This is a genomic window from Pseudomonas germanica (genome assembly GCF_019614655.1).
In the GTDB taxonomy this organism is placed as follows: domain Bacteria; phylum Pseudomonadota; class Gammaproteobacteria; order Pseudomonadales; family Pseudomonadaceae; genus Aquipseudomonas; species Aquipseudomonas neuropathica.
The window spans coordinates 2,875,004-2,901,997 of the sequence record NZ_CP071586.1 but is presented as its reverse complement, the minus strand read 5'-3'; the positions used below and the strand labels follow the sequence as shown (position 1 = coordinate 2,901,997).

Below are 26,994 nucleotides of genomic sequence, written 5' to 3'. Positions count from 1 at the left end.
GTCCAACGGGGACATGGCGGTACAGCGCAGATCGTGCCATCTTCATTCATGGATACACACTATTCGGATGCCATCGCCTAGTCTTGAGATGACATCGTTTTAAGGATCATTGCATGACCCAACGACACGTAATCAATGCCTCGGTCAGCCCGAAAGGCAGCCTGGAAACCCTTTCTCAACGTGAAGTTCAGCAACTGAGCGAAGCCGGATCCGGCAGCACCTACACCCTCTTCCGCCAGTGCGCCCTGGCCATCCTCAACACCGGCGCCCATGTCGATAACGCCAAGACCATCCTCGAAGCCTACAAGGACTTCGAAATCCGCATTCACCAACAGGATCGCGGCGTACGCCTGGAGCTGCTGAACGCTCCGGCCGACGCCTTCGTTGACGGCGAAATGATCGCCAGCACCCGCGAAATGTTGTTCAGCGCCCTGCGCGACATCGTCTACACCGAAAACGAACTCGACAGCCAACGCATCGACCTGAGCACCTCGCAAGGCATCAGTGATTACGTCTTCCACCTGCTGCGCAATGCGCGCACGTTGCGTCCGGGTGTCGAGCCGAAAATCGTCGTGTGCTGGGGCGGCCACTCGATCAACACCGAAGAATACAAATACACCAAGAAAGTCGGCCACGAACTGGGCCTGCGCAGCCTCGACATCTGCACCGGCTGCGGCCCCGGCGTGATGAAAGGCCCGATGAAAGGCGCGACCATTGCCCACGCCAAACAGCGTATTCATGGCGGTCGTTACCTGGGTTTGACCGAGCCGGGCATCATTGCTGCCGAAGCGCCGAACCCGATCGTCAACGAGCTGGTGATCCTGCCGGACATCGAGAAACGTCTGGAAGCCTTCGTGCGCGTTGGCCACGGCATCATCATTTTCCCAGGCGGCGCCGGTACGGCTGAAGAGTTCCTCTATCTGTTGGGCATCCTGATGCACCCGGACAACAAGGGGCTGCCGTTCCCGGTGATCCTCACCGGGCCGAAACATGCCGCGCCGTATCTGGAACAACTCGACGCCTTCGTCACCGCGACCTTGGGCGAAGCGGCCAAGCAGCACTACGAAATCATCATCGACGACCCGGCCGAGGTGGCGCGGCAGATGACTCAAGGCCTGAAAGCGGTGAAGCAGTTCCGCCGCGAGCGTAACGATGCGTTCCACTTCAACTGGCTGCTGAAAATCGACGAAGGCTTCCAGCGCCCGTTCGATCCAACCCACGAAAACATGGCCAACCTGAAACTGCACCGCGACCAGCCACCGCACGAACTGGCGGCCAACCTGCGCCGAGCGTTCTCGGGCATTGTCGCCGGCAACGTCAAGGACAAGGGCATTCGCCTGATCGAAGAACACGGGCCGTACCAGATCCGTGGTGACGCGGCGATCATGCAACCGCTCGATGCGCTGCTCAAAGCCTTCGTCGCCCAACACCGGATGAAACTGCCGGGCGGCGCGGCGTATGTGCCGTGTTATCGAGTGGTGGCGTAACTCTTTCGGTTACCACGCAACAAATGTAGGAGCGAGCCTGCTCGCGATAGCGGTATATCAGTCGCTGTGATGTCGACTGATCCACCGATTTCGCGAGCAGGCTCGCTCCCACAGGGTCTGGTGTGTAGCGCAAAGGGTGTTTACAACCCAAGTCCCCCTGTGGGAGCGAGCCTGCTCGCGAAGAGGCCCGAAAGAACACTATCAACCTTATCCCACCAACCGCGCCGCCAACGCCTTGGCCTGCAACGCCACATCCGTCACCGCCGTGCTTTCCCACCACATCCCGCGCAATGGCGGCCCCATGGCAAACAATCGGTCAGCCGCAAGCCCCTCGGCATCCAGCACCGCGCCATCCACTGCCGCTGCGATTCCCAGCGCCAATGGCCCCGGCTGCACCAGACCACGCGCCAGCACCTGCTGCGGCAACGGTCGCGCCACTCGGCGCCAGTCGTATTCGATACCGCTGGAATTGATCAACGCGGCGCCTTGCACCACGCAGGTTTGCGACTCACCGCGCCGCCGAATGCGAATACGGACGCCACCGTCCGGACTTGCCTCAAGCCCTTTGAACGAAGCTGCCTGAATACGCAATCGCCCTTCTTTATAAAGACGCTCAACCAGCGCCGCACTCAACGGCGGCGAACGGTGGTGATGACTTTCCCACCACGGACGTACATGCCGTACGAATTGTCGACGCTGCGTGTCAGTCGCCTGGCTCCATAAGCGGGCGATGTGCACGCGAACCGTGTCCAGCGGCGCTTGCCAATCGATGCCTTGTGCGATGGCTGCCTGGCATTGCCGACGCAATTCGCGCAACAGCTGCCGAGGCGTGCACAGGCTGTGATCGTCGCCAAGAAAATCCATCCAGGCCGGCGGTTGTCGGCGCACATGGGGCAACAAACCGTGCCGGGAAAACACTTCAATTGGCCCGCGATGCCCGGCTTGTTCCAGTGACACCACGGCATCGACCATGGTCAGGCCGGAGCCGATGATCAGCACGGTCGATTGCGGGTCGAGTTGACGCATAGCAGCGACGTCCCAAGGATCGAGCGCTGCGGCGTTGAGACCACTGGAGGTTTTCTGCGGGGTTCGCGCGGCCGGGAACATTCCAGTCGCCAGGACCGCGTAGCCACCGCGCAGTGCCTGACCATTGCTCAGTGTGATCTGCACTGAATCGGCCTCGACTTGCAGGTCGACGACCTCCGCGCGAAGGTGTTCAACGCTTGAGCCATTTCTCGCACCGACAAGGCGCGCTTCGGCCAAGCGCTGCTGCACATAGACCCCGAACAATCCACGCGGCGGAAACAGTTCACTGATCGGCACCTTCTGCTCGGCAGACTCTGGCCAGCCGCCAGCAGTAATGTGCTCGGTGAGCCACTGCGTCAGGTCATCGGGATTATCCGGATCAACGCTCATCCGCGCGGCGTTGCCGTTGAGCGTGTGACCCAACTCGACCGCGCTATAGGCCTCGCCTCGACCGATCTCGGCACGCGGTTCGATAATCAGGACATGGCGCCGGCCCGGCAGACGCAACAATTGCACGGCCAGCATCGTGCCGCTGAGGCCGCCGCCGATAATCAGGATGTCTGCACGCTGATTCATTCAAATCACCACATTACGAACAAACCGCGCCGGCACATCCCCATCGTTGCGATAGGAGTGCGGCTGGTTACTGGCAAACATGAAAAACTCCCCAGTGCCGATCTTTTGCGGCTGATCGCCGAGCATCAGCGTCAGGCAACCCTCAAACACAAAAATCTGCTCGCTCCAGCCCTCGGCATCCGCTTGCGACGGGTAGACTTCACCCGGTTGCAGGCACCATTCCCATTGCTCGACTTCGCGGGTAGCCGTGGCTTTGGAAAGCAACACCGCTTTGCTGCCCGGGTGGGTGCCCGCCCATGCCACCTCGTTGATGCGGCTCGGGTCGCGGGCATCCGGCGCCTGGATCAGATCGCTGAACGCCACATCAAGCGCCTCGGCGACGCGATCCAGCGTGGTCAGGCTGACATTCTTCTCGCCCGCCTCGATCGCCACCAGCATGCGCCGGCTGACCCCGGATTTTTCCGCCAGCGCAGTCTGGCTCATGTCGGCGGCATGACGTAGGCGTCGCACATTCAGGCTGACGTGTTGCAGGACGGACGCCCGTTGCGTTGAATCTTTGTGCACTATATTGCTCACTCGGTGAGGTTGGGCAGTATACTGCGCAACGTTGGGCGCATTGTGCGGCCTCCTTTTTATAGTGCGCAAGGTCATGACGTCGCAGAACAGCTCCCCCACTCCCCTTCGTTTCTCTCGTTTCAGCAAAGCCGAGTGCGTGCTGGTGCTGATCACCATGATCTGGGGCGGTACTTTCCTGCTGGTTCAGCATGCGATGACCGTCAGCGGCCCGATGTTTTTTGTCGGCCTGCGCTTCGCCGCTGCGGCGGCTATCGTCGCACTGTTCTCATGGCGTCATCTGCGCGAACTGACGCTGTTCGAACTCAAGGCTGGCGCCTTCATCGGCGTGGCGATCATGCTCGGTTACGGCCTGCAGACGGTCGGACTGCAAACGATCCCGAGCAGTCAGTCGGCGTTCATTACTGCGCTGTATGTGCCGTTCGTGCCGTTGCTGCAATGGCTGGTGCTCGGGCGTCGTCCGGGCCTGATGCCGAGTATTGGCATCATGTTGGCGTTCACCGGTTTGATGCTGCTGTCGGGGCCGTCCGGGGCTGAGCTGAATTTCAGTCCAGGTGAAATCGCCACATTGATCAGTGCGATCGCGATTGCCGCCGAAATCATTTTGATCAGTACCTACGCCGGCCAGGTGGATGTGCGTCGGGTCACCGTGGTGCAACTGGCCACGACTTCGGTGTTGTCGTTCCTGCTGGTGGTGCCGACTGGCGAATTGATACCGGATTTTTCCTGGACCCTACTGGTGACCGCGCTGGGGCTGGGCGCAGCAAGTGCGGCTATTCAAGTGGCGATGAACTGGGCGCAGAAGAGTGTTTCGCCAACCCGGGCGACGTTGATCTATGCCGGTGAGCCGGTGTGGGCCGGGATTGTCGGGCGGATTGCCGGGGAGCGGTTGCCGGCGATTGCGCTGGTGGGCGCCGGGTTGATTGTCGCGGCGGTGATTGTCAGTGAATTGAAGACCAAGGGTAAGGTTGCAGAAGCCGAAGCAGAGCTGGAGCGAGAAACTCAAGGTTAATCTGCAATATCTTTAGTGCCTGGACTATAGCTATCGCGAGCAGGCTCACTCCTACACTTGAAATGCGTTCCCCCCTGTAGGAATGAGCCTGCTCGCGATGAGGCCATTCCAAGCAACATCGATCTACCTGAAACAATGCCAAACAGAAAATTCCAGACTACTTTGTAGGATTCTGAGACATCCTGGCGTTTGGTGATCGGGGAGCTGGCACGTATGATGCTTCACAAACTTCCGCAGATTAGAAGCCTATGTCCCTGATAGTTCTACTGCTTCTGCCATTCATTGGCAGCTGTCTGGCAGCGGTGCTGCCTCACAACGCGCGTAATACCGAATCCCTGTTGGCAGGTCTGGTCGCTTTGATCGGCACCGTCCAGGTCGCGATGTTGTACCCGCAAATTGCCCACGGCGGCGTGATCCGCGAAGAGTTCATGTGGCTGCCCAGCCTCGGTATGAACTTCGTTCTGCGTATGGACGGTTTCGCCTGGCTGTTTTCGATGCTGGTACTTGGCATCGGCACGCTCGTTTCTCTCTATGCCCGTTATTACATGTCGCCGGACGATCCGGTGCCGCGTTTCTTCGCGTTTTTTCTGGCGTTCATGGGCGCCATGCTCGGTCTGGTCATCTCCGGCAATCTGATTCAGATCGTGTTTTTCTGGGAGCTGACCAGCCTCTTCTCGTTCCTGTTGATCGGTTACTGGCACCACCGCGCCGACGCCCGTCGCGGTGCTTATATGGCGTTGATGGTCACCGGTGCCGGCGGGTTATGCCTGCTGGCGGGGGTCATGATTCTCGGCCATGTCGTCGGCAGCTATGACCTCGACAAGGTCCTGGCCGCCGGCGACATGATTCGCGCACATTCCCTCTACCCTATCCTCCTTCCCCTTATTCTCATTGGCGCCCTCAGCAAAAGTGCGCAGTTCCCTTTCCACTTCTGGCTGCCCCACGCAATGGCGGCGCCGACACCGGTTTCGGCCTATCTGCATTCGGCGACCATGGTCAAGGCCGGGGTTTTCCTGCTCGCGCGTCTGTGGCCGTCGCTGTCCGGCAGCGAAGAATGGTTCTACATCGTCAGCGGCGCTGGTGCGTGTACGCTGTTGCTCGGCGCCTATTGCGCGATGTTCCAGAACGATCTCAAAGGCTTGCTGGCTTATTCGACCATCAGCCACCTCGGCCTGATCACGCTGTTGTTGGGTCTCAATAGCCCGTTGGCCGCTGTGGCGGCGGTATTCCACATCCTCAATCACGCGACATTCAAAGCCTCGCTGTTCATGGCCGCGGGCATCATCGACCATGAAAGCGGTACTCGCGATATCCGCAAACTCAGCGGCCTGATCAAACTGATTCCCTTCACAGCGACGCTGGCCATGGTTGCCAGCGCCTCGATGGCAGGCGTGCCGCTGCTTAACGGCTTCCTGTCGAAAGAGATGTTCTTCGCCGAAACCGTGTTTATCAATGCCACGGCGTGGGTTGAAGCGGCGCTGCCGATTGTCGCGACCATCGCCGGTACATTCAGCGTTGCCTACTCGTTGCGCTTCACCGTCGATGTGTTCTTCGGCCCGCCGGCCACCGACCTACCCCACACCCCGCACGAGCCACCACGCTGGATGCGCGCGCCAGTGGAACTGCTGGTATTCACTTGCTTGCTGGTGGGGATTTTCCCGGCGCAGATCGTCGGCCCATTGCTCGCGGCAGCGGCATTGCCCGTCGTCGGCGGCGAACTGCCGGAATACAGCCTGGCGATCTGGCACGGTCTGAACGCACCGATGATCATGAGCCTGATTGCCATGTCCGGCGGCATCGTCGTCTATCTGTTGTTGCGCAAACAGCTCAAGCGCGGGCGCTTTAAATACCCGCCACTGGTGGGGCGCTTCAACGGTAAGCGCCTGTTCGAGCGTAGTCTGGTCGTCATGATGCGTATGGCCCGACGCTTGGAGCGACGACTCGGCACCAAGCGCTTGCAGATGCAATTGTTCCTGATGGTAATGGCGGCGGTACTCGCCGGCCTGATCCCGATGTTGCACAGCACGCTGAGCTGGGGCGACCGGCCGAAAATCCCCGGTTCCATTGTCTTCGTGACCCTGTGGTTGCTGGCCATCGCCTGCGCGCTCGGCGCCGCGTGGCAAGCCAAGTATCACCGTCTCGCCGCCCTGACCATGGTCAGCGTCTGCGGCTTGATGACCTGCGTGACCTTCGTCTGGTTCTCCGCACCGGATCTGGCCCTGACGCAACTGGCAGTGGAAGTGGTCACCACCGTACTGATTCTGCTCGGCCTGCGCTGGTTGCCACGCCGCATCGAAGAAGTCTCGCCACTGCCGAGCAGCCTGCGCAAGGCACGCATTCGCCGCCTGCGCGACTTACTATTGTCGATTGCCGTCGGCGGTGGCATGGCGCTGCTGTCCTACGCGATGCTGACGCGGCAAACGCCGAACGACATCTCCTCGTTCTACCTCAGCCGCGCCATGCCTGAGGGCGGCGGCAGCAACGTGGTCAACGTGATGCTGGTGGATTTCCGTGGCTTCGACACCCTCGGCGAAATCACCGTGCTGGTTGCCGTGGCGCTGACCGTATTCGCCCTGCTGCGGCGCTTCCGTCCTCCAAAAGAAAGCCTGCAATTGCCAGCCCAGCAACGCTTGCTGGCACCGGACGTGGTCACCGATCTGGTCAACCCGCGTTCCGCCAGCGATACCGCGCTCGGCTTCATGATGGTGCCGGCAGTGCTGGTGCGTCTGCTGCTGCCGATTGCGCTGGTGGTGTCGTGCTACCTGTTCATGCGCGGGCACAACCAACCGGGCGGCGGTTTCGTCGCCGGCCTGGTGATGTCGGTGGCTTTCATCCTGCAATACATGGTCGCCGGTACACAGTGGGTCGAGGCACAAATGAGCCTGCGGCCGTTGCGCTGGATGGGCACCGGATTGCTATTCGCCACCGCTACAGGTCTGGGCGCGATGCTGGTCGGTTATCCGTTCCTGACCACACACACCTGGCATTTCAGCTTGCCAGTGCTGGGTGACATCCATGTCGCCAGCGCGCTGTTCTTCGACATTGGCGTGTACGGCGTGGTGGTCGGTTCGACGCTGTTGATCCTCACCGCCCTCGCCCACCAATCGGTGCGGGGTCACAAGACCGCATCGCTGCCCAAGTCCGTCGCTAGTAAAGGAGCCGTCTGATGGAAGAAGTCATCGCAATCGCCATCGGCGTGCTCGCCGCGTCCGGCGTCTGGCTGATCCTGCGGCCACGGACATTCCAGGTGGTCATGGGCCTGTGCCTGCTGTCGTATGGCGTCAACCTGTTCATCTTCAGCATGGGCAGCCTGTTCATCGGCAAGGAGCCGGTGATCAAGGACGGTGTCACCCAGGATTTGTTGCACTACACCGACCCGCTGCCACAGGCACTGGTACTCACCGCGATCGTCATCAGTTTCGCCATGACCGCGCTGTTCCTCGTCGTGCTGCTCGCTTCACGCGGTTTGACCGGCACCGACCACGTTGACGGCCGGGAGCCTAAGGAATGATGGCGATGACTCACCTGATCGCCGCACCGATCCTGCTGCCGCTGCTGACCGCCGCCATCATGCTGATGCTCGGCGAGCGGCACCGACCGTTGAAGGCAAAAATCAACCTGTTCTCCAGCCTCGTCGGCCTGTTCATTTCGGTGCTGTTGCTGCAATGGACGCAAACCACCGGCGTGCCCGGCTCCATCGGGGTTTACCTGCCGGGCAACTGGCAGGCGCCGTTCGGCATTGTGCTGGTGGTTGATCGTCTGTCGGCGCTGATGCTGGTGCTGACCGGAATCATCGGCGTCAGCGCCCTGCTGTTTGCCATGGCCCGTTGGGATGGCGCCGGTTCAAGCTTCCACGCGCTGTTCCAGATTCAGTTGATGGGCCTGTACGGCGCGTTTCTGACGGCGGATCTGTTCAACCTGTTCGTATTCTTCGAAGTCTTGCTCGCCGCGTCTTATGGCCTGTTGCTGCACGGCTCGGGTCGGGCACGGGTCTCGTCGGGGTTGCATTACATCTCGATCAACCTGCTTGCCTCGTCGCTGTTTCTGATTGGCGCGGCCCTGATCTACGGTGTCACCGGCACGCTGAACATGGCCGATCTGGCACTGAAGATTCCGCTGGTACCGGAAGCCGACCGCGGCTTGCTGCACGCCGGCGCGGGGATTCTCGCTGTCGCCTTCCTGGCCAAGGCCGGCATGTGGCCGCTGAACTTCTGGCTCGTACCCGCCTATTCTTCCGCCAGTGCACCGGTGGCGGCGATGTTCGCGATCATGACCAAGGTTGGCGTGTACACCCTGCTGCGTCTGTGGACCCTGTTGTTTTCCGGCCAGGCCGGAGCGTCGGCATTCTTTGGTGGCGACTGGCTGATCTACGGCGGCATGGCGACGATGGCCTGTGCGGCGCTGGCGATTCTGGCCGCGCAACGGCTGGAGCGCATGGCCAGCCTGAGCATTCTGGTGTCGGCGGGGATTCTGTTATCGGCCGTCGGTTTCGCCCAGCCAAACCTGATCGGCGCGGCGCTGTTCTATCTGGTCAGCTCGACCCTGGCGCTGAGTGCACTGTTCCTGCTGGCAGAACTGATCGAACGTTCGCGTTCGGCCAACGAGATCCCGCTGGAAGACGAAAGCGAACTGCTGCCACGCCCACAGGAATCCCTGCAACCGCCCAAAGGCATCAACCTCGATGACGAGCAGAAAGCCGTGGTCGGCCAGGTTATCCCGTGGACTATGGCGTTTCTCGGCCTGAGCTTCATCGCCTGCGCTTTGCTGATTATCGGCATGCCGCCGCTGTCCGGATTTATCGGCAAACTCAGCCTGATCGGCGCCTTGCTCAATCCGCTAGGCCTGGGCACCGGCGCGCCGATATCCAACGCGGCCTGGGCGTTGCTGGTACTGCTGATCCTCACCGGGCTGACGTCGTTGATGGCGTTCTCGCGCCTCGGCATCCAGCGCTTCTGGACCCCGGAGGAGCGCCCTTCGCCGCTGCTGCGCAAACTCGAATGCGCGCCGATCTTCCTGTTGCTGGGGCTGAGCATCGTCTTGACCTTCAAGGCTGAGCCGCTGCTGCGCTACACCCAGGCCACCGCCGAGGCACTGAACAACCCGCAGCAATACGTCATGGCGGTGCTCGGCACCCGCGCCGTCCCGAGCCCGGAAGCCAAATCGGCGATGCTGGAGGTGCAGCCATGAAGCGCGTGTTTCCTGCACCTTTATTGTCGTTGGCGCTGTGCGCCTTGTGGCTGACCCTGAACCTGTCGATCAGCCCGGGCAATCTGCTGCTCGGCGCGATACTGGGTTTTGCTGCACCTTTGATGATGCGCAAACTGCGCCCGAAACAAGTTCGCATTCGCCGTCCGGGAACGATTCTGCGCCTGTTTCTGCTCGTCGGTCGTGATGTGGTGATGTCCAACCTGATCGTTGCGTGGGGCGTGCTCAATGCTGGTCGGCGCCCTCCGCGCTCGGGCTTTGTCAAAGTCCCGCTGGACCTGCGCGATGCTCACGGCCTCGCAACGCTGGCGATGATCTGCACGGTGGTGCCCGGCACGGTATGGTCAGAGCTGGCGCTGGATCGCAGCATTTTGTTGTTGCACGTCTGGGATCTGGATGACGAAGCGCAGTTCATCGAGCACTTCAAGAGCACCTACGAGCGGCCGCTGATGGAGATTTTCGAATGAGCCCATTACTGTCGAACGCGATCCTGCTGACGCTGTTCCTGTTCTCGCTGGCGATGGTGCTGACCCTGGTGCGCCTGTTCAAAGGCCCTTCGGCGCAAGATCGGGTCTTGGCGCTGGACTACCTGTACATCGTCGCGATGCTGATGATGCTGACCCTGGGCATTCGGTATTCCAGTGACACTTACTTCGAAGCGGCGCTGCTGATTGCGCTGTTCGGCTTCGTCGGCTCGTTTGCCCTGGCGAAATTCCTGCTGCGTGGCGAGGTGATCGAATGAACGCTGAATTGTCGCTATGGATCGAGATTCCGGTGGCGATCCTGCTGGTGCTCAGCGGGCTTTTTGCGCTGATCGGTGCGATCGGATTATTGCGTATGAAGGATTTCTTCCAGCGCATGCATCCGCCGGCACTGGCTTCGACGCTAGGCGCATGGTGTGTGGCGCTGGCATCGATCATCTGTTTTTCGGCGCTGAAGTCCGGGCCGGTCATACATGCCTGGCTGATTCCGGTTTTGCTGGCGATTACTGTGCCGGTGACTACTTTGCTGCTGGCGCGGGCGGCGTTGTTCCGCAAGCGCATGGCTGGGGATGATGTGCCGGCAGAAGTCAGTAGCCGCCGCACCGAGAGTGGTAGCTGAAGATTTGTAGGGGCTGATATGACGCCATCGCGAGCAGGCTCACTCCTACAGGGGAACGCATTCCAAATGTAGGAGTGAGCCTGCTCGCGATAGCGATATCCGACTCACCTCAAACCCAAGCCACCGCCAACAACCCCGCCCCCAAGACCGCACACAACGGCGAATACACCCAGGTGTCCAGTCGCGCAAACCGCGAATCCTTCACGTCCTTGAAGAATCCGACCAGATTCGAATCACCAATCGCCCGGGCAAACATCAACAGCGCGATCGCGCTGATCACCCATTGCAGCGCTTTGTGTGTCACCGCCGGCACTCCCCAGCCAACCCGCATACACACCAACGCAGCAATCACCAGCAACGCCGCCGCCACGATCAACGTGAGCCAGCCTGACGGCTTGAACGCCGGCCGCACCGTTGCGACAAATCCGCGCACCGGCACCTGCGGCACCACCACCGCTGCCGCCCACTGCCCACCCAGCGCCCAATACACGTGCATCAAGGCGATCACCGCAAACGTTGTCACCAGCCATTGAGCCAATACAAAGGTCATGGTTGAAATCCTTGGAAAGGGATTTGAACAAATCAGCCTAGTCGCATTTTTTCCAAGTGCACGACCGATCAGCGGTACGGTAAAGTGCCGCCCCATGAAATTCTCCCGTTCCGATCGCTCACTACTGGCCTGGATGCTTTATTGCTGCGTCCTGTTCAACGTGTTCGCCTGCAGCATCGGTCACGGACAAATGGTCGGCATGCAGCTGAACGGTATCGGCGGCCAGTTCTGTACAGTCGACCCGGCCACTCAAGCGCCGCTCGCCAGCAACCCCACTGAAGAACAACTGCCGACCCTGTCCAAGGCATTTGGCTGCCCGCTGTGCTCGGTCGGCGGCGGCATGGGCCCGGCGTTCAACTCCAGCCTGACGCTAGCGATCCTGCCCGAACAACACAGCCCACCACTGGCGCCCATCGTCAGCGCCGACCTCCCTGCCCGCTTCACCTGGCCGTCGGCCAATCCTCGCGCCCCACCGCTCGCCTGAGTGTCTCTGCCTTTTTGATTTGTCAGCCCACTGCGCCAACGCGCGGCGTTTGCCTGTGCGCTGACTCCTAGACAAGCATTCAGGATTCAATGATGAAACAACTCACTCTGCTGGCGAGCCTGTGCGGCTGCCTGTCCGTTAACGTCTGGGCGCAATCCACCGTGGATCTGGCGCCGATCACCATCGATGGCGAGTCCGGCGCAGAACCGGGTCTGAGCCTCGACCAATCCAGCGGCATGGCCTCGCGACTGGGTTTGAGCGTGCGCGACACGCCGGCCTCGGTGGCCATCGCCAATCGCAATGACATCGAACGCCATGGCGCGCAGAACTTCCAGGACGCCGCCAACACCTTGCCTGGGGTCAACGCCAGCGCACCGCCGGGGTTCGGCGGCTTCGTCTCCTATCGTGGCTTCACCAGCAGCCAGATCACCCAGATGTTCAACGGCATCAACGTCTCCGGCGGACTCGCGCGGCCCGTCGATTCATGGATCTATGATCGTGTGGAACTGGTCGGCGGCCCGTCGTCGCTGATCAACGGCGCAGGCTCGGTGGGGGGATCGCTGAACTACGTGACCAAACTCGCCACCCGTGATGAACAAGCGGTTGAAGGCCGGGTCAGCTACGGCACCTACGACACCAGCGAAACCGCTTTCGGCCTCAACCACGCCCTCACCGACCCGAGCGCCGACGTGCAGCACTACGCGCGCCTCGACGTCAGTCACAACACCAGCAACGGCTACATCGACCGCCAGGAGCGCGATGCCTGGAGCGTGGCGTTCTCGCTGCTCAGCGATCTCACACCCGACCTGTCGCACACGTTGGCCCTGGAATATCAGGATGAACACGAAGACAGTCCGTACTGGGGCACGCCCGTGCTCAATCCCAAGGCCGGCGAGTTGAAGATCGATAAACACAACCGCTTCAATAACTACAACGTCGAGGACGGTCGCTACGAGCAGCGGACGATCTGGGTCCGTTCGATCATCGACTACCGGATCAACGACAGCACCACCCTGCGCAATACGCTGTACCACCTCGACAGCCAACGCGATTACCGCAACCTCGAAACGTACCAGTACAACGCCGACAACACCGCGGTGAATCGCTCCACTGCGTATCAGGTGCGTCATCAAGGCGAGCAGAACGGCAACCAGTTCGAGTTGCGCCATGACAACACGCTGTTCGGTCTCGATACGACGTGGTCGGGGGGCTTCGAATACAAGGTCAACCAGACCACCAACTCGCCGCTGAACGTCAAAGGCGCTAGCTCGGTTGACCCGAACAACTACCGTCCGGGGCATTTTTACGACATCCCGGGCACCAACCCCAAGCTGATCAGCGACAAAACCAACGAGGTCACCACCAAAGCATTGTTCGTGGAAAACCGTTTAGCGTTGACCGACAAACTGTCGCTGCTCACCGGCCTGCGCTATGACGACATTGACCTCGACGTGACCAACCATCGCACGGTAACCGCCACCAACCCGAAACACCTCAAGCGCAGTTGGGAACCAGTCACCGGCCGCGCCGGCCTGACTTACCAATTCATTCCGTCGGCCAACGTCTACGTGCAATACAGCACCGCCGCCGAGCAACCGAACGGCACGCAGGACTTCGACGTTTCCACCGGCAAACAATGGGAGATTGGCAGCAAATTTGATTATCTGAACGGGCGCGGCTCGGCGACGATTGCGGCCTACACCATTGAGCGAAAGGACTTCGCCGTGACCGATCCGCTGGACCCGACCAGCAGTATTCCGGTCGGTCAGCAGACGTCGAAAGGTTTAGAGATCGCCAGCTCGTTGCGGATCACCGACAAGCTGCTGGCTGAAGGCAACTTCGCTTGGGTCGATGCGCAATACGATGATTTCACCGAAAAGAATGCCGCCGGCGTGGTGGTATCACGCAAGGGCAACACGCCGACCAACGTGCCGGATCGGGTTGGCAATCTGTGGCTGACTTATGATTTTTCGCCGCAATGGCAAGGTGGGGTGGATGCACGATATGTGGCGTCGGTGTATGCCGATACTGCGAATACCATGACCGTGCCGTCGTACACATTGTTCGGCAGCTTTCTCAGCTACAAGGTTGATTCGCATACCACCGTCACCGGGCGCTTGCGTAACCTGACCAATGAGGTGTATGCCGAATTTGCGCATGTTTCGCCGGCGTATTACCTCGGAACACCGCGCACCTTCGAACTGGCCGTGCAGACGAAGTTTTAAAAGCATCGCGGGCAAGCCCGCTCCCACAGTGTTTGGTGTCGTACATAAAATTTGCATTCAACGACAATACCTGTGGGAGCGGGCTTGCCCGCGATGAGGCCGGGCGCTACAGCCTCTATTTCAGATCAGCGGATACCTTATCCGCCACATCCTTCGGCAACCAGGCCTGCCACACATCCGGGTGGGCCTTCATGAACGCCACCGCCGCATCACGCGGCGCCGTGTGCTTCTCGCTCATCTCGGCCAACGCCTTGTTCAACGGCTCGATCGGAAAGTCCACTTTGCTGAAGAATTCGGCAATTTGCGGATATTGCTTCTGGAACGGCGTAGACACACCAATCGACAGCTTCGAAGCCAGCGACCGGGTCGGTTTCGGATTGGGATTATCCGCATCGGTTAGCGTCTTCCAGGCTTCGGCATCAAATGGCGGCTCTTCCAGTTGCACCAGTTTGAACTTGCCCAGTAGCGGTGTTGGCGACCAGTAGTAAAACAGCACCGGCTTACCGCGACGAATCGAAGAACTGATCTCAGCGTCCAGTGCCGCACCGGAGCCACTGCGGAAATTGGTGTAATCGTCCTGCAGACCATAAGCCGTCAACTTCTGCTTGTTGACCACTTCCGACGTCCAGCCGATCGGACTGTTGAGGAACCGACCCTTGCTCGGATTTTCTGCATCTTTGAACACGTCCTTGTACTTTTTCAGATCACTGACGCTGCGCAGATCCGGCGCCAGCGGCTTGATGCCTTTGGCCGGATCGCCCTTGATCACGTACTCCGGCACCCACCAGCCCTCGGTAGCGCCTTTGACGGTATCGCCCAGGCTGACGACTTTGCCTTCGGCCTCAGCCTTGACCCACACCGGACTGCGCCCGGCCCACTCCTCGCCAATGACCTGAATGTCATTGTTGGCCAGTGCGGTTTCCAGCGTGATGGTGGTGCCGGGCAACGTGTCGGTCGGCAAGCCGTAGCCCTTCTCGACGATGACCCGCAGAACATCGGTAATCAGGCTGCCGCTTTCCCAGTTCAGGTCGGCAAAGTGGATCGGCGCCTGCGCGGCCATCACCGATGGCGCTGATGCCAGCAAACCAAACGTGGCCACGCTGGCGGCCAATAACCGTCGAAATCCGTTCATGCATTGCACCTCGTGCTGTTCACAGCAATGGCAGGTTGGCCTGACAGAAGACCGCAAGCCTCTGAATACTCAGTCAACTGACTGTAGCCGAGGTTCCTGCTTTTTCCGGGTCATGCTGCGGACGAGGTTATGAATCAGACTTTTCCTGCAAGCTTTGCAGCTCGCGCCTGACCATGCTGGCGTATTCCGCGGGGCGCAACTGATAGATCTGCGCAGCCAGCCAATTCAGCCAGGCACCTTGCTGCTCCGCTTTGGCGGCGAACAGCCGCTGGGCTTCCTCGCGTGCAGTGTCGAGGTTCTGCGCATGGAAATCCGCGCGGCTCACTCGCTGGCCTTGAACGTCACCAGCTCACCCTTGCGCCACTTGGCGGCTTTGGCCGTAACGGCTTTCAGGGTTTTGGTCAGGCCTTCCTGCAATTGCTCATGGGCGGCGAACACGGTCACCACGCTATGGCCTTCCTTGAACAGGATTGCGTGCCCGTCAGCGGTTTCGACGAAAGCGTAATCACCCAGTCCATAGACCGTGAGTTTGATTTCGCGAAAACGCAGATCCATCTTGCCGCCTTCGCGGCTGGGCAAGACCGATGCACTGAAATGATCGCCGACCTTGAGCTTGAGCCCCGGTTTGTCATCGACCACCAAGGCACTTTCGGTGTCGATCTCGGCCACGTAAACGCCTTCGGCGTTCTGCTCGGTGATGTAAACAAAACGCGACTGGAACAGCTTGACCAGCTTTGCACGCAAATCACCCAACACGAACAAAGCATGCATATCGAGATTACTGACTGCCAAAGAAACATCCCCACATCTGAAAAAACCGCACACGGAAAACGCGCACGGCAAAAAAACGGCCAGGCCGATGTCACTGCAAACAAATCAATAAAGCCCGAATCGAGCAGAGTGCTCATTCAACGCGAGGTTGGTAAGACTACTGGATTGTCACTCGGGAAACTCATCCCGATGTCGCCAAAACCTGAAGGAAAATTCCTCAGCGTCAGCAAGAGCAGTCTGACTACGAACTTTAGGGAAAATTCTCACGAAAAAAAGCACTTCTCCGACATATCGCTGGCGAAAAATTGCTTTAGATAAGCCTGTCGTCAACAGGTACTGGCGATTCTAGAGCAGCGATGCTCATTCCGACTACCCGAAACGGCCGGTAAATACCGGCCAACTGATGAAAAGGACTTCATATGTGCACTCGGACTCACTTTGCCATGACCGTTGACGCCCGGATCGAATCGTCGCTGATACTAAGTGCCACCACGATCAACGACGATTACCCGCGTTTCCAAGTGGTACCCGCCGGCAACGCTTTCTTCCATATAAAGGAAACATCGACCGGGCGCGTAAGAGGTTTCCGTGAAGATCACAACGAAGCCTGCGCCCTCGCCCGCTCACTTGAGTCGAAGATCGAACTCCTGGCGAATGGCTGCCTCAGATAAAGAGAGCGACCGATTGTGCCATCCCGGCGCAAATCAAAAAGGAGAACACGATGGATCTGGAAGGTTATAACTTGAAAACTCTGTTCGATCAGTTAGGTCTTCCTTCAGAAGGACCGGAGATCGACAGTTTCATCGACGCGCATCCTCTCGACGCTGACACCAAACTAGTCGATGCCCATTTCTGGTCGGACTCTCAAAGGCAAACGCTACAAGAGTGGATCAGCAAAGACGATGACAGGGCAATCGTCTTCGACGAGCTGAACGTACGCCTTCACGACGGCAAGTAACCGAACTCAGTGCAGGCTGTCACCACACTCGGCTTGCAATTGCGCGAGCCACGCAGCCTTGCACTCCTCGGCCTCGTTACGACTGGCAAACGCGGTGCCGCGACGCTCGCCATTGAGCAAAACCACCCAGCACACGCTCTGCCCCAACGCGCGCAAACCGGCCGGTACGCCACTGCCGATCATCACGGCAACATCAACTCTGCACTGCATGCAGCCCCCGAAATCATTAGCAACCTAACTAAGCGGGCAGATTAATGGTTTCTTTCGAGCGGAAACAGCAAGCTCCGTGCACAGATTCATTGCACCGCAAGTAACAATCTCTCAGCGCGGTTTCTCCGGCTTATAGCCCAGGCGCAATCCACCCCAGTGCCGGCCCTTGATCATGATCGGCACCGACAGGTCATGCATCAGTTCACCGGTGTCGCGGGTGTAAGTCTGCAACAGCACCGGTTGCTGATGGTTGCCGCAGCGAATACCGGTGCGATCCGCGAACTTGCGTTTGGTGCGATTGTTCACCGCGTCGACCTGCGCATCGCCAGTCAACGGCTGACTGAACAGCTGATTGTGCGTCGGCACATAACCTTGCTGCGTGCAGGCAATAGCGAACACCAACCCCTCGTGACGCGGCAACAATGGCTCCTGAATCGCCGGCAGCACCTGATCGGTGTAACGGTCGAAAAGGGTTTGAAACTTCGCCGGTTGGGTATTCGGGATCGGCTGATACTGGCGATCGAACAGATCCTCGAGGCTAATCTTTCCTTGTTCGACATCCGCCTCGAAACGCGCGGCAATCTGGCTCGCCCCTTCGCGGGCCAGATCGTAGATGCGCTGGTGATAGTCATCCAGACCGACTTCGGCCAGCCGCTCGCTGATGGTTTCCGCCTGCCCTTCCATTTGCACCGCCGCTTCAGCGAGGCGGCGAGTCTGTTGATCGCTGATCGCCAGATCGCTACGCATTTGCTCGATCGCCTTGAACAGGCTGTCGAGTTGCTCGCGATTGGTTTCCGCGCCCTGAGCGATTTCACAGACCTGAGTTTCCACCCCGGCTGCCAGTCGCGCGATGTTCTCCAGATGCTGACCGGTGTGTTCGACCTGCTCGACACCGATCTGCAGATCACTCGACAACTCGCGAATCTGCTCCACCACCTGCGCCGTGCGTTGTTGAATGTCGGCGACCATCTCACCCACTTCACCGGTGGCCGACGCCGTGCGCGCCGCTAATCCACGCACCTCATCCGCGACCACGGCAAAACCGCGACCATGCTCTCCGGCTCGCGCTGCCTCGATCGCCGCGTTCAATGCGAGCAGATTGGTTTGACTGGCAATCGACTGAATCACCAGGGTCACGCGCTGAATATCGTCACTGCGCAGGCTCAAGGCTTCGATCAACTCACGGCTGGTATTGGCGCGCTGACTGAGCTGATGCATGCGCGCGATCGAATCCACCAGTTCCGTGCGCCCCGCCGCGCTGCTGTGATGCGCCTGACTCGCTGCTTCAAGCGCGGCACGGCTGAGTTGTGAAGTGGCGTGTTCAGTCGCGATCATCACCTCGGCGTTGCTGACGATCTGCGCCGCCGCATCGAGTTGCGATTCAAGTTTGCTCGCCAGTTCCTTGACCGAAAATGCCACGCCAGCCGCCGACAAGGCGTTATGACTGGTGGTGTAGGAAAGGTCTCGGGTCAACTCAGAAATGGCGCTGCCGCTGTCGGCAGGCTGAACATCGGGGATGGCGCGGGAACGCAAGCGCGGTAGCCAGACAATCAGCACCGCCAGCGGCATGCCAATGTACAGCGACCATTCGGCCAGGCTCATGCCGGCCAGCAACAACATCAGGGCGATGCTTTGCAGGGTCGGTGCGATCCAGCGGTTTTTCGGCAAAAGCACTGGTGCAGGCAAAGCCCCAACCAGAGATCCGTCTCTCGTCATATCAACACCCCACGCTTGTTCTCATTATTGTGACTGCATTAAACGCCACTACAACGCCATTATCCATGGTCCGTTAGTCGTGGGGTCTGTGGCAGGTCAATGGAACGGCGCGGGCTTATTGCAGACGAGCAAAAACAAAGATCGCAGCCTTCAGCAACGCCCATGTAGGAGCTGCCGAAGGCTGCGATCTTTTCAAGGTGCCCCTGTTGAAAGGGTCACCCCACAGAATCAGGCCTGACGCTGGTGCTTGTCGATCTGCTCGTGACGCTCTTGAGCTTCGATGCAGTACTTGGTGGTCGGGCTGATCAGCAGGCGCTTCAGGCCAATGGCCTCGCCGCTATCGTCGCACCAGCCAAAGCTGTCTTCCTTGATGCGCTCAAGGGCTTGTTCCAGTTGCGGCAGCATGCGCTGGTCGCGATCGATCGCGTTCACCAGCCAAGTGCGCTCTTCTTCAACCGAAGCCGCGTCCGCCGGGTCAGCCGGGGTGTCCAGGCTTTCGATGGCGATACGGTTTTGCTCAATGCGCTCGTGGGTTTCGACTTTCATGTTCTGCAGCAGCTCAGTGAAGAAAGCGTGCTGCTCTGCATTCATGTAGTCATCTGCCGGCATGGCCAGCAACTTGTCCTTTGTCATTGATATCTCTATAAAAAAACGTGCATTAAGGCGAATTAGGGAGCGTTTCGGCGAACCGCGTGCGGTCGGCGAAAAGGCATCGTTTATTGCAAATGCCACCCGGCACTCAATTTACGAGGGGCGGCAGTCTAAGGCCCGATCGAGGCCTCAGCAACTGTAAATACAGGGAATTTGTCCGACAACGCCCGGAAACTGCTCTGACACAGGGTTCACACGGCCATCGGAGTGCGTTTATAGCAAGAAATTCAGTCGAGCGGCTGTATATAGAAGACAAACGGCTAACGACACAGCGCTCAGACGCAATTTTTTACCACGCACTGCATCGTTTCAGCAAAGCAGAACCGCAAAAGCCCCCCTAATATCAGGCCCACCGTGTGATCAATCAGCCTGAAGGATGACCTATGCCCCGCCCCGATCTGCCGGCCACCGACGAGGTTTCACTCGCCAGCCCCCCGATCAATGCCGAGCGCCTGCTGCAACTGATCACCGACGAATACGACGCCCTGCCGCGCCAGCTCAAACGCATCGCCAGCTACATCAGCCAACAGAGCGACCGGATCATGGTCGACCGCATCAGCGACATCGCCCGCGAGTGCGAAGTGCACCCGTCCGCCATCGTGCGCTTCTCGCAACGCTTCGGTTTCAGCGGCTTCAGCGAAATGCAGGCGCTGTTCCGCAGCGCCTACACGCACAAAGCCTCGCCGGTGCAAAACTACCAGCAACGCATCCGCAGCATGATCGCCGACCAGTCGCAGCAAGCCAGCGCCGGCGACCTCGCCCGCGAATGCATCGACGCCACCCGCTCCGGCATCGAACGCCTGGGCCGCGAACTCGACGACGCCGCCTTCGAAAAAGCCGTCGAGCTGATCGTCAACGCCGACAACATTTATGTCGTCGGCGTGCGCCGCTCCTTCGCCGTCGCCGACTACCTCGTTTACAACTTGCAACACACTCAGAAGCGCATTCACCTGGTTTCGGGGCTGGGCGGTAGCTATCGCGAGCAAATGCGCAGCGTGCGCGCCAACGATCTGGTCATCGCCATCAGCTTCGTGCCCTACGCCAAGGAGACCCAACACTGCCTGCGCTTCGCCCGCCAGCAACAGGCCAACACCCTGATCCTCACCGACAGCCAGCTCTCGCCGCTGGCAAAACTCGCCAACAGCGTATTGCTGGTCAACGAAGGCAGCGCCCTCGCCTTTCGTTCGCTGAGTGCGACGTTGTGTTTGTGTCAGGCGCTGTTTGTGGCAGTGGCGTATCGGCTGGAACTGAATGTTGATGAGATTCACGAACAACCCGGCTTCGACGACTGACAATTGCCTCAGCGTCGGCTAGGTTATGCCTTCCCACCGGTTTGACTTGAAGGAACGCGTCATGAAACTGATCGGCATGCTGGACTCCCCTTACGTGCGCCGCGTGGCGATCTCCGCCAAACGCCTTGGCATCGACCTCGAACACGAGTCAGTCTCGGTGTTCCGCCACTTCGAGCAATTCCAGCAGATCAACCCGGTGGTCAAAGCGCCCACGCTGATCCTCGACGACGGTATGGTCCTGATGGACTCGACCCTCATCCTCGACTACCTCGAAGCCAGTTCCGGCAAAAGCCTGCTCCCCGCCGACCTGAAACAACGCGCCCACGCCCTGCGCCTGATCGGCCTCAGCCTCGCCGCCTGCGAAAAAGCCGTGCAGCTCTACTACGAACGCAACCTGCGCCCAGCCGACATTCAATACCAGCCGTGGGTCGAACGCGTCGAAGGCCAACTCGCCGCCGCGTTCACCGCCCTCGAGCAAGAACTGGAAAAAACCGGCCTGCCCACCGACGGCACCCTCACCCAGGCCGGCATCAGCCTCGCCGTCGCCTGGAGCTTCACCGACCTCGTCGTCCCCGACCAGATCGACACCCGCCGCTACCCACACATCGCCCAATACACCGCCTACGCCGAAACCCTCGAAGCGTTCGTCAGCACCCCGATGACCTGACCATGAGCACCACCGACACCGCCGCCCCGGCGTTAAAGGAAATCTTCAACGCCGAGCGCTTGCAACACATCGCCCGCGAAATGAGCGCCGTGTACCCGGCGTTCAAGGCCAAGGCGTTTCTCAAACATGCCCAGGACGGACTCGCTGAATTATCAGTGATGCAACGCATGGCCCGTGTCAGCGAAAGCCTGCACGCCGTATTGCCGCTGGACTACGAGGATTCCCTCGATGTATTGCGTGAACTCGCGCCAAGGCTGAACAGCGGATTCGTCAGCATGTGTTTGCCGCACTACGTCGCCAGCTACGGCGGGCACGCGTTCGACACCTCCATGGACGCCCTGAAGTACTTCACCACCTTCGGCTCCTCCGAATTCGCCATCCGCCACTTTCTGCGCAGCGACCTCGAGCGCTCGCTGGAACAGATGCACGACTGGACCCGAGACGAAAACCACCACGTCCGACGCCTCGCCAGCGAAGGCAGCCGCCCTCGCCTGCCTTGGTCGTTTCGGTTGGAAGCGGTGCAGGCGGATCCGCAGTTGGCAGCGGGGATACTGGATCGGTTGAAGGCGGATGAGAGTTTGTACGTGCGCAAGTCAGTGGCGAATCATTTGAATGATGTGACGAAGGTGCATCCGGAGTGGGTGCTGGACACGATTGAAGGTTGGTCGTTGGAGAACAAGCATACGAGCTGGATTGCCAAGCATGCGTTGCGGAGTTTGATTAAGCAGGGGGATTTAAGGGCGTTGACGGTGATTGGTGCGGGAGCGAAGGCTGAGGTTGAGTTGTTGGATGTGCGGGTTGAGCCGGCGGTGGTGCGGTTGGGGGAAGCGATTACGTTGTCGTTTGTGGTGAAGTCGACGGTGGCGCATGAGCAGCGGTTGGTGATTGATTATGCGATTGACTATGTGAAGGCGAATGGTGGGGTTTCGAGGAAGGTTTTTAAGTTGAAGACGGTGGGGTTGGCGGGGTTTGGGAGTTTGGTTGTGGGGCGGAGGCAGGTGATTAAGGATTTTACGACGCGGAAGCATTTTTTGGGGCGGCATGGGGTGAGGGTTATGGTTAATGGGGAGGTTTTGGGGAGTGCTGCGTTTGACATTGTTGCTGATTGATACCGCTAATGGATTCCGCTGATCTGGCAGTACTCGGACTGATAGGGAATTACGGATGGGGCAGCTTTCGGCCAATAGCTGCCATTCATAATGAGCAGTAAACCTCCCATTGCAGCCGGTCGCGCCCGACGCAGTCGATCAAAATCATCTGCTCATTCACGGTTGTGAGGGGGCGGAAAAAATCCAGACGCCTTGAAGGTCGATGTCTCAGTCCCTGTAGAGTAACGCTTCAACTACAACGCCAAACGCTGATGAGTGTTCGCGACGATTGGGGTAGTAGAGATGGTAACCGGCAAAGGGTTGACACCAATCTTCCAACACCCGCACAAGGCTACCGTCCGCAAGTTCCTTCGCCACCATGTCCTCTGGCAGGAAAGCCAAGCCACATCCCGCCACGGCCGCACGCAGAATTGGCACGCTGCTGTTGAATGTCCATTGGCCCTCGACGCGGGCCTTGAGCTCGTGGCCATCCTTTTCGAAATCCCATTGCATCAGGCTGCCGTGAGTCGGTAGGCGCAGGTTAATGCAGTTGTGCGCCGCCAGATCTCCCGGTTCCATCGGGTAAGGCCGATGCTGGAAATACTGCGGCGAGCCGACAACGGCGATGCGCAACGATGGCCCAATCGGTACGGCAATCATGTCCTTGGCTACCTGTTCGCCCAGGCGCACCCCCGCGTCATACCGCTGCGCGACGATGTCGGAAAGGGCGTAATCGACGGTGATTTCGACCCTGATGTCCGGGTAGTCGGGCAGCACCTTCAGCAGCTTCGGCCAGAGAATATTGTTCGCCGCATGCTCGGACGCCTGAATCCGCACATTGCCGGCGGGGGTGTCGCGAAACTCGCTGACGGCGGCCAGTTCCAGTTCGATCTCATCGAACCTCGGTGCCATCGATTGATACAACCGCTGACCCGCCTCGGTCGGCGAGACGCTGCGTGTGGTGCGCGTCAGCAGGCGCACACCCAAGCGGCTTTCCAGTGCGCGCATGGTGTGGCTCAGCGCCGACTGCGAGACGCCGAGTTGTGCGGCAGCACGGGTAAAGCTGCCTTCGCGGGTGATGACCACGAAGGCTTGCAGGTCGTTGAGATTGGCGCGGGACATTGATGAGAACCTCTCATGAGGGGGCGCGTGATTATTCCATGAAAGCAGGTCGCACACAGATGCGCGACCCCCAGAGAGTTGATTACAAGGTACGGGCGTAGAACGTGGTCAGTTTGCCAATCGCGGCATCGACATAACGCGGCACCCAGTAGGTTTCAATGTGGGTGGCGCCATCGAGGATGAACACTTCCTTGTCGGTGGTGCCGGTGGCTTTGGGGAACGCATCCTGGGTCATGTACAGGCTGTCGGCCTTGCTGCCGGCGATCATCAGCAACGGTTGATTGATCAATTCGATATGGTCGGTGGCGTCGAAACGCATCAGGTCAATAAGGCTGCTGGTGGTGTATTTGAAGGTCGAGTTCGGGTGCGCGTGGGTTTTCCAGTAGTACTCATAGCCTTGGCGATACAGTTCGAAAGGCAGTTTGGCAATCTGCTCGTCGGTGAGGTTGGCATCCCCCGAATACAGCACCGCGCCCCCCGCTGCTTCTTGCGCGCGGGCAGCTGATGCCTGCTGCAAACGTTGCTGGATGCTGTCCATTTGCGAGTCGTTGTAGCCGTTGCGGCGTACTCGACCCGAGTTGAACATGCTCACCGTCGCCAGGGATTTGAAGCGTTTGTCGGTTTGCGCCGCCGCCAACGAATAACCACCGCCGCCACAAATGCCGAGCAGGCCCAGACGATTGTCATCCACGCCAGCGAACTGGCTGATGAAATCGGCCATGCCGTGAATGTCTTCGATGCGATACGCCGGTTTATCGATGCTGCGCGGCTGGCCACCGCTGGCGCCCTGATAGGCCGCATCGGCCGTGATGGTGATGTAGCCCTGTTCGGCGAGCCGCTGGGCATAGAGACCGGCGACTTGCTCTTTTACGCCGCCATTGGGATGCGCAACCACCACGGTCGGGTAGTTCTTCTTCGCGTCGTAGTTGGCAGGAGTGTAGACATTGGCGGCGATGTCCAGCCCGTTGAGCTTATAGCTGACCGGGTGGATGTTGACCTTGCCCGGCTCGTTCTTGCTGATCGCGCCGTCATAGGCGAGTGTGAACGGGTTCTTCTTGTAGTCAGCGGCTAACGCTTCGCCCGCCGAGAGACCGACCAATGCCGACATGAGCGTGGCTTTGAGAGTGTTTTTCACGTGAAGCTCCTGAGCAAAAAAAGGGCGGCAGTAGCAAAAGTATTTGGGTCAGTCCAGCTGTTTTTCTTTGAGGAACTGCGCGACCAGATCAGCGATCTGCACGTTGTTCAGATCCGACATGGGGAAATGGGTATTGCCGTGAATGCCAATCTCCGGCAGGTGTATCAGTCGCACATCACCGCCATGGCGATTGACCGCGTCACGCCAGAGCCGGGCCATTTTCAGGCGTGCGCGCCAACTGTCCTGAGCGGGCAGATCGACTGTCTGTTCCGGAATGTTGTCTCCGTACAGGATCAGGATCGGAATGCGCGTCAGTGCCATGAATTGCTCCATCGGCACCGCTGCGCCTTGCACCGTGTCGAACGCGCTGGGAATCGGCGCCGGCACTTCACCGTCAGCAAACACGAAACTGCTGCCCGGTTCGAACGCCACGATGGCTTTGACCTTGTCGTTCTTGATCGCCGTCAACCAGCCCGGCCCGCCACCCTGAGAATGCGTAAACAGGATGCCGGGGCCGATTTTGTCGAACAGCGCCGACACACCATCGGAGACCACGCCCATGTCAAACGGCCCGGTGTTCGGCGTCATTGCCCTGAAAAACTGCTCGCGGGTCTGGGCGTCCTGTGCCACTTGCACGCCGTTGAAGTAGCGGGGCCAAAGGCCGATGCGGAACTGGTTGAACCACAGTTGTTCGTCCGGCACAGGCTTGATGGTGGTCTCGACCATGCTGCGCCCGGCATCACCACGCCGGGGCTGATCGATCAGATAGACGCCGTAGTGGCGGCGCAGAAAGATGTTCTGAAAACCCTCGCGACCATCGGCGGTGGTTTCCCAGGTCTTGGAAAACTGACCCGCGCCGTGCCACATGACGATGGGCAGTTTTCGCGCGTCCGCCGGGATTTGATAGAAGGCGTAGACGTGGTCACCGTGGTAGGTCTGGCCGTTGGGTGTCATCGGTTGGCGCGGGTTGAAGGTGCCCGGTGCCGTGGTCATCGTTCCGCCGGCGGCGAAGCTGCCTTGTTTCTGGATCAGCAGCGGGCCTTCGGAGTGGTTCGCGCAGGCCGCCAACAGGCTCAGCAGCGTGACGCTCAGTAAATGCTTTGCAGATTTCATGTCATTTCCCCGCTGTTGCGAGCGCTTGGGTCAGCGCTGCGCTTGCCCGCTTGGCAGTCTGTGTATCGCCATGCTTTTCAAGCAGCTCGGTGACCTGGCGCAACTGTGCCGCACTTAGCCCGACGCGCAGGCTCGCCGCCATGTGCGAACGCAGTTGCGATTCCACGCCCGGGGACGCTGCCAGCGCCCCGACTGTCGCCAGTTCGCGGCTTTGCCAGTCGAGGTTGTCGCGCTCGAAAATGTCGCCGAACAGATGGGTTTGCAGGAACCGGTTGATCACCGGAGCGAACTCGAACACCGGGCCTTTGACCGGGGCGCCGGAGATTTTCGTTTGATTCGCCGTACCCGCTGCCAATAGCTCATCCCCGACCGGAGTCGCCCGGCTCGGCTCACGTCCCGGCGCATCGTCAAGGCCGCGTTGTTTGCGCGCCTGCACCACGGTCATCAATTCATTCAAGGCGTTGAGGCTGCGGGGGAAGCCGACGTAGGCGTAGAGCTGCACGAGAACTTCACGGGTTTCGCTAATGGTCAGGCCGGCATCAAGCCCTTGGTTGAGCGCCGTGTTGAGGTTGGGCATGTCGCTGGTCGCCATGAACGCCGCGATCAGTGGAATGGCTTGTTGCTGGCTCGACAAGCTGGCTGCGCTGGCAGGTGTGCTGGTCATGGTGGGCGAAGCCTCGGCTGCTTGAGTGGTGACGCTGAACATCGCCCCGACGCCAAGGCAGAGCGCCATGAGTGTGGGGAGTGCAGTGCTGTTGCGGGTGTCAGTGATCATCGTGAAGGGCTCCATCCATTGCGGGGCGCTGCGGTGTCGCTGAATCGTACGGAGGTTGGTTATGGCGATTAACCCTGATATTGCGCATGGGTTCCTGAGCAGAACTCATGAATCGACGGAGCAGT

At 59.6% G+C, this 26,994-nt stretch carries 29 protein-coding genes; 16 read left to right on the top strand and 13 right to left on the bottom strand.

Features of this window, described 5'->3' with window-relative positions; translation table 11 throughout:
* The first annotated feature begins 113 nt into the window (after positions 1–113).
* Positions 114–1,487 (top strand): nucleotide 5'-monophosphate nucleosidase PpnN, encoded by a 1,374-nt coding sequence (ppnN, locus tag J0G10_RS13005; RefSeq protein ID WP_034152412.1) that lies wholly within the window; start codon positions 114–116, stop codon positions 1,485–1,487.
* 207 nt (positions 1,488–1,694) lie between these two features.
* Here the strand turns inward: ppnN and J0G10_RS13000 are convergent, their stop codons facing one another.
* A complete protein-coding gene (locus tag J0G10_RS13000; protein WP_220558608.1) occupies positions 1,695–3,089 on the bottom strand; it encodes an FAD/NAD(P)-binding protein in 1,395 nt (464 codons plus the stop codon).
* A complete protein-coding gene (locus J0G10_RS12995; protein ID WP_220558607.1) occupies positions 3,090–3,653 on the bottom strand; it encodes a helix-turn-helix domain-containing protein in 564 nt (187 codons plus the stop codon).
* Between the two features lie 85 nt (positions 3,654–3,738).
* Between J0G10_RS12995 and J0G10_RS12990 the strand changes: the two genes are divergently transcribed.
* From J0G10_RS12990 to J0G10_RS12960, 7 genes are all read left to right on the top strand, one after another.
* Entirely contained in the window at positions 3,739–4,674 is a 936-nt protein-coding gene (locus tag J0G10_RS12990; RefSeq protein WP_220558606.1) for a DMT family transporter, read from the top strand.
* A 248-nt stretch (positions 4,675–4,922) separates the two neighbouring features.
* Complete coding sequence (locus J0G10_RS12985; protein WP_220558605.1) at positions 4,923–7,841, top strand: monovalent cation/H+ antiporter subunit A; 2,919 nt, start codon at positions 4,923–4,925, stop codon at positions 7,839–7,841.
* A complete protein-coding gene (locus J0G10_RS12980; RefSeq protein ID WP_007910763.1) occupies positions 7,841–8,185 on the top strand; it encodes a Na+/H+ antiporter subunit C in 345 nt (114 codons plus the stop codon). The genes J0G10_RS12985 and J0G10_RS12980 overlap by 1 nt, the downstream gene beginning before the upstream one ends.
* Positions 8,182–9,861 (top strand): monovalent cation/H+ antiporter subunit D, encoded by a 1,680-nt coding sequence (locus tag J0G10_RS12975; RefSeq protein WP_220558604.1) that lies wholly within the window; start codon positions 8,182–8,184, stop codon positions 9,859–9,861. Before J0G10_RS12980 ends, J0G10_RS12975 begins: the two co-directional genes overlap by 4 nt.
* Entirely contained in the window at positions 9,858–10,346 is a 489-nt protein-coding gene (locus tag J0G10_RS12970; RefSeq protein WP_095050004.1) for a Na+/H+ antiporter subunit E, read from the top strand. The genes J0G10_RS12975 and J0G10_RS12970 overlap by 4 nt, the downstream gene beginning before the upstream one ends.
* Positions 10,343–10,621: a K+/H+ antiporter subunit F gene (locus tag J0G10_RS12965; RefSeq protein ID WP_007910754.1), complete on the top strand. Its 279-nt coding sequence runs from the start codon at positions 10,343–10,345 to the stop codon at positions 10,619–10,621. The genes J0G10_RS12970 and J0G10_RS12965 overlap by 4 nt, the downstream gene beginning before the upstream one ends.
* On the top strand, positions 10,618–10,980 hold the full coding sequence (locus J0G10_RS12960) for a Na+/H+ antiporter subunit G (protein ID WP_093437301.1): 363 nt from the start codon (positions 10,618–10,620) through the stop codon (positions 10,978–10,980). Before J0G10_RS12965 ends, J0G10_RS12960 begins: the two co-directional genes overlap by 4 nt.
* 109 nt (positions 10,981–11,089) lie before the next feature.
* Here the strand turns inward: J0G10_RS12960 and J0G10_RS12955 are convergent, their stop codons facing one another.
* A complete protein-coding gene (locus tag J0G10_RS12955) occupies positions 11,090–11,530 on the bottom strand; it encodes a DUF3995 domain-containing protein (protein ID WP_093437296.1) in 441 nt (146 codons plus the stop codon).
* Positions 11,531–11,624: 94 nt separating this feature from the next.
* Here J0G10_RS12955 and J0G10_RS12950 point away from each other — a divergent pair, with 94 nt between their 5' ends.
* Complete coding sequence (locus J0G10_RS12950) at positions 11,625–12,014, top strand: DUF2946 domain-containing protein (protein ID WP_016982997.1); 390 nt, start codon at positions 11,625–11,627, stop codon at positions 12,012–12,014.
* 92 nt (positions 12,015–12,106) lie between these two features.
* Positions 12,107–14,239, top strand: coding sequence for a TonB-dependent receptor (locus J0G10_RS12945; RefSeq protein ID WP_220558603.1), 2,133 nt, complete (start codon positions 12,107–12,109; stop codon positions 14,237–14,239).
* Positions 14,240–14,354: 115 nt separating this feature from the next.
* Here J0G10_RS12945 and J0G10_RS12940 read toward each other — a convergent pair whose 3' ends face one another.
* The 3 genes from J0G10_RS12940 to J0G10_RS12930 all read right to left on the bottom strand — a co-directional run bounded on the left by J0G10_RS12940 (position 14,355) and on the right by J0G10_RS12930 (position 16,142).
* Positions 14,355–15,371 carry an ABC transporter substrate-binding protein gene (locus tag J0G10_RS12940; RefSeq protein ID WP_220558602.1) on the bottom strand — a complete coding sequence of 339 codons (1,017 nt, stop codon included), beginning with the start codon at positions 15,369–15,371 and terminating at the stop codon, positions 14,355–14,357.
* Positions 15,372–15,498: 127 nt separating this feature from the next.
* On the bottom strand, positions 15,499–15,696 hold the full coding sequence (locus J0G10_RS12935) for a hypothetical protein (protein ID WP_220558601.1): 198 nt from the start codon (positions 15,694–15,696) through the stop codon (positions 15,499–15,501).
* On the bottom strand, positions 15,693–16,142 hold the full coding sequence (locus J0G10_RS12930) for a hypothetical protein (protein ID WP_220558600.1): 450 nt from the start codon (positions 16,140–16,142) through the stop codon (positions 15,693–15,695). The genes J0G10_RS12935 and J0G10_RS12930 overlap by 4 nt, the downstream gene beginning before the upstream one ends.
* Here J0G10_RS12930 and J0G10_RS12925 point away from each other — a divergent pair.
* The 3 genes from J0G10_RS12925 to J0G10_RS12915 all read left to right on the top strand — a co-directional run bounded on the left by J0G10_RS12925 (position 16,137) and on the right by J0G10_RS12915 (position 17,100).
* A complete protein-coding gene (locus tag J0G10_RS12925) occupies positions 16,137–16,460 on the top strand; it encodes a hypothetical protein (RefSeq protein WP_141231802.1) in 324 nt (107 codons plus the stop codon). The two genes, J0G10_RS12930 and J0G10_RS12925, sit on opposite strands and share 6 nt — an antisense overlap.
* Positions 16,461–16,561: 101 nt before the next feature.
* Positions 16,562–16,813, top strand: a complete 252-nt coding sequence (locus J0G10_RS12920; protein WP_095049997.1) for a hypothetical protein — start codon at positions 16,562–16,564, stop codon at positions 16,811–16,813.
* A gap of 50 nt (positions 16,814–16,863) precedes the next feature.
* Positions 16,864–17,100, top strand: coding sequence for a DUF2789 family protein (locus J0G10_RS12915; protein WP_095049996.1), 237 nt, complete (start codon positions 16,864–16,866; stop codon positions 17,098–17,100).
* Between the two features lie 6 nt (positions 17,101–17,106).
* On the opposite strand, the gene J0G10_RS12910 is transcribed toward J0G10_RS12915, so the two are convergent.
* The 3 genes from J0G10_RS12910 to J0G10_RS12900 form a co-directional block, all read right to left on the bottom strand.
* Positions 17,107–17,310 carry a hypothetical protein gene (locus J0G10_RS12910; protein WP_095049995.1) on the bottom strand — a complete coding sequence of 68 codons (204 nt, stop codon included), beginning with the start codon at positions 17,308–17,310 and terminating at the stop codon, positions 17,107–17,109.
* 111 nt (positions 17,311–17,421) lie between these two features.
* Entirely contained in the window at positions 17,422–18,645 is a 1,224-nt protein-coding gene (locus tag J0G10_RS12905) for a methyl-accepting chemotaxis protein (RefSeq protein WP_425355401.1), read from the bottom strand.
* 609 nt (positions 18,646–19,254) lie between these two features.
* Entirely contained in the window at positions 19,255–19,659 is a 405-nt protein-coding gene (locus J0G10_RS12900) for a TraR/DksA family transcriptional regulator (RefSeq protein WP_003225981.1), read from the bottom strand.
* A 401-nt stretch (positions 19,660–20,060) separates the two neighbouring features.
* Here J0G10_RS12900 and J0G10_RS12895 point away from each other — a divergent pair, with 401 nt between their 5' ends.
* From J0G10_RS12895 to J0G10_RS12885, 3 genes are all read left to right on the top strand, one after another.
* Positions 20,061–20,969, top strand: a complete 909-nt coding sequence (locus J0G10_RS12895; RefSeq protein WP_095049993.1) for a MurR/RpiR family transcriptional regulator — start codon at positions 20,061–20,063, stop codon at positions 20,967–20,969.
* Between the two features lie 61 nt (positions 20,970–21,030).
* A complete protein-coding gene (locus tag J0G10_RS12890) occupies positions 21,031–21,636 on the top strand; it encodes a glutathione S-transferase (RefSeq protein WP_220558598.1) in 606 nt (201 codons plus the stop codon).
* A gap of 2 nt (positions 21,637–21,638) precedes the next feature.
* A complete protein-coding gene (locus J0G10_RS12885) occupies positions 21,639–22,745 on the top strand; it encodes a DNA alkylation repair protein (RefSeq protein ID WP_220558597.1) in 1,107 nt (368 codons plus the stop codon).
* 207 nt (positions 22,746–22,952) lie between these two features.
* On the opposite strand, the gene J0G10_RS12880 is transcribed toward J0G10_RS12885, so the two are convergent.
* The 4 genes from J0G10_RS12880 to J0G10_RS12865 form a co-directional block, all read right to left on the bottom strand.
* Positions 22,953–23,846: a LysR family transcriptional regulator gene (locus J0G10_RS12880; RefSeq protein ID WP_007913030.1), complete on the bottom strand. Its 894-nt coding sequence runs from the start codon at positions 23,844–23,846 to the stop codon at positions 22,953–22,955.
* An 82-nt stretch (positions 23,847–23,928) separates the two neighbouring features.
* Positions 23,929–24,981 carry an alpha/beta hydrolase gene (locus J0G10_RS12875; RefSeq protein ID WP_007913032.1) on the bottom strand — a complete coding sequence of 351 codons (1,053 nt, stop codon included), beginning with the start codon at positions 24,979–24,981 and terminating at the stop codon, positions 23,929–23,931.
* A gap of 48 nt (positions 24,982–25,029) precedes the next feature.
* Positions 25,030–25,974 (bottom strand): alpha/beta hydrolase, encoded by a 945-nt coding sequence (locus J0G10_RS12870; protein ID WP_177321049.1) that lies wholly within the window; start codon positions 25,972–25,974, stop codon positions 25,030–25,032.
* 121 nt (positions 25,975–26,095) lie between these two features.
* Entirely contained in the window at positions 26,096–26,869 is a 774-nt protein-coding gene (locus J0G10_RS12865; protein ID WP_007913034.1) for a carboxymuconolactone decarboxylase family protein, read from the bottom strand.
* Positions 26,870–26,994: the final 125 nt, after the last annotated feature.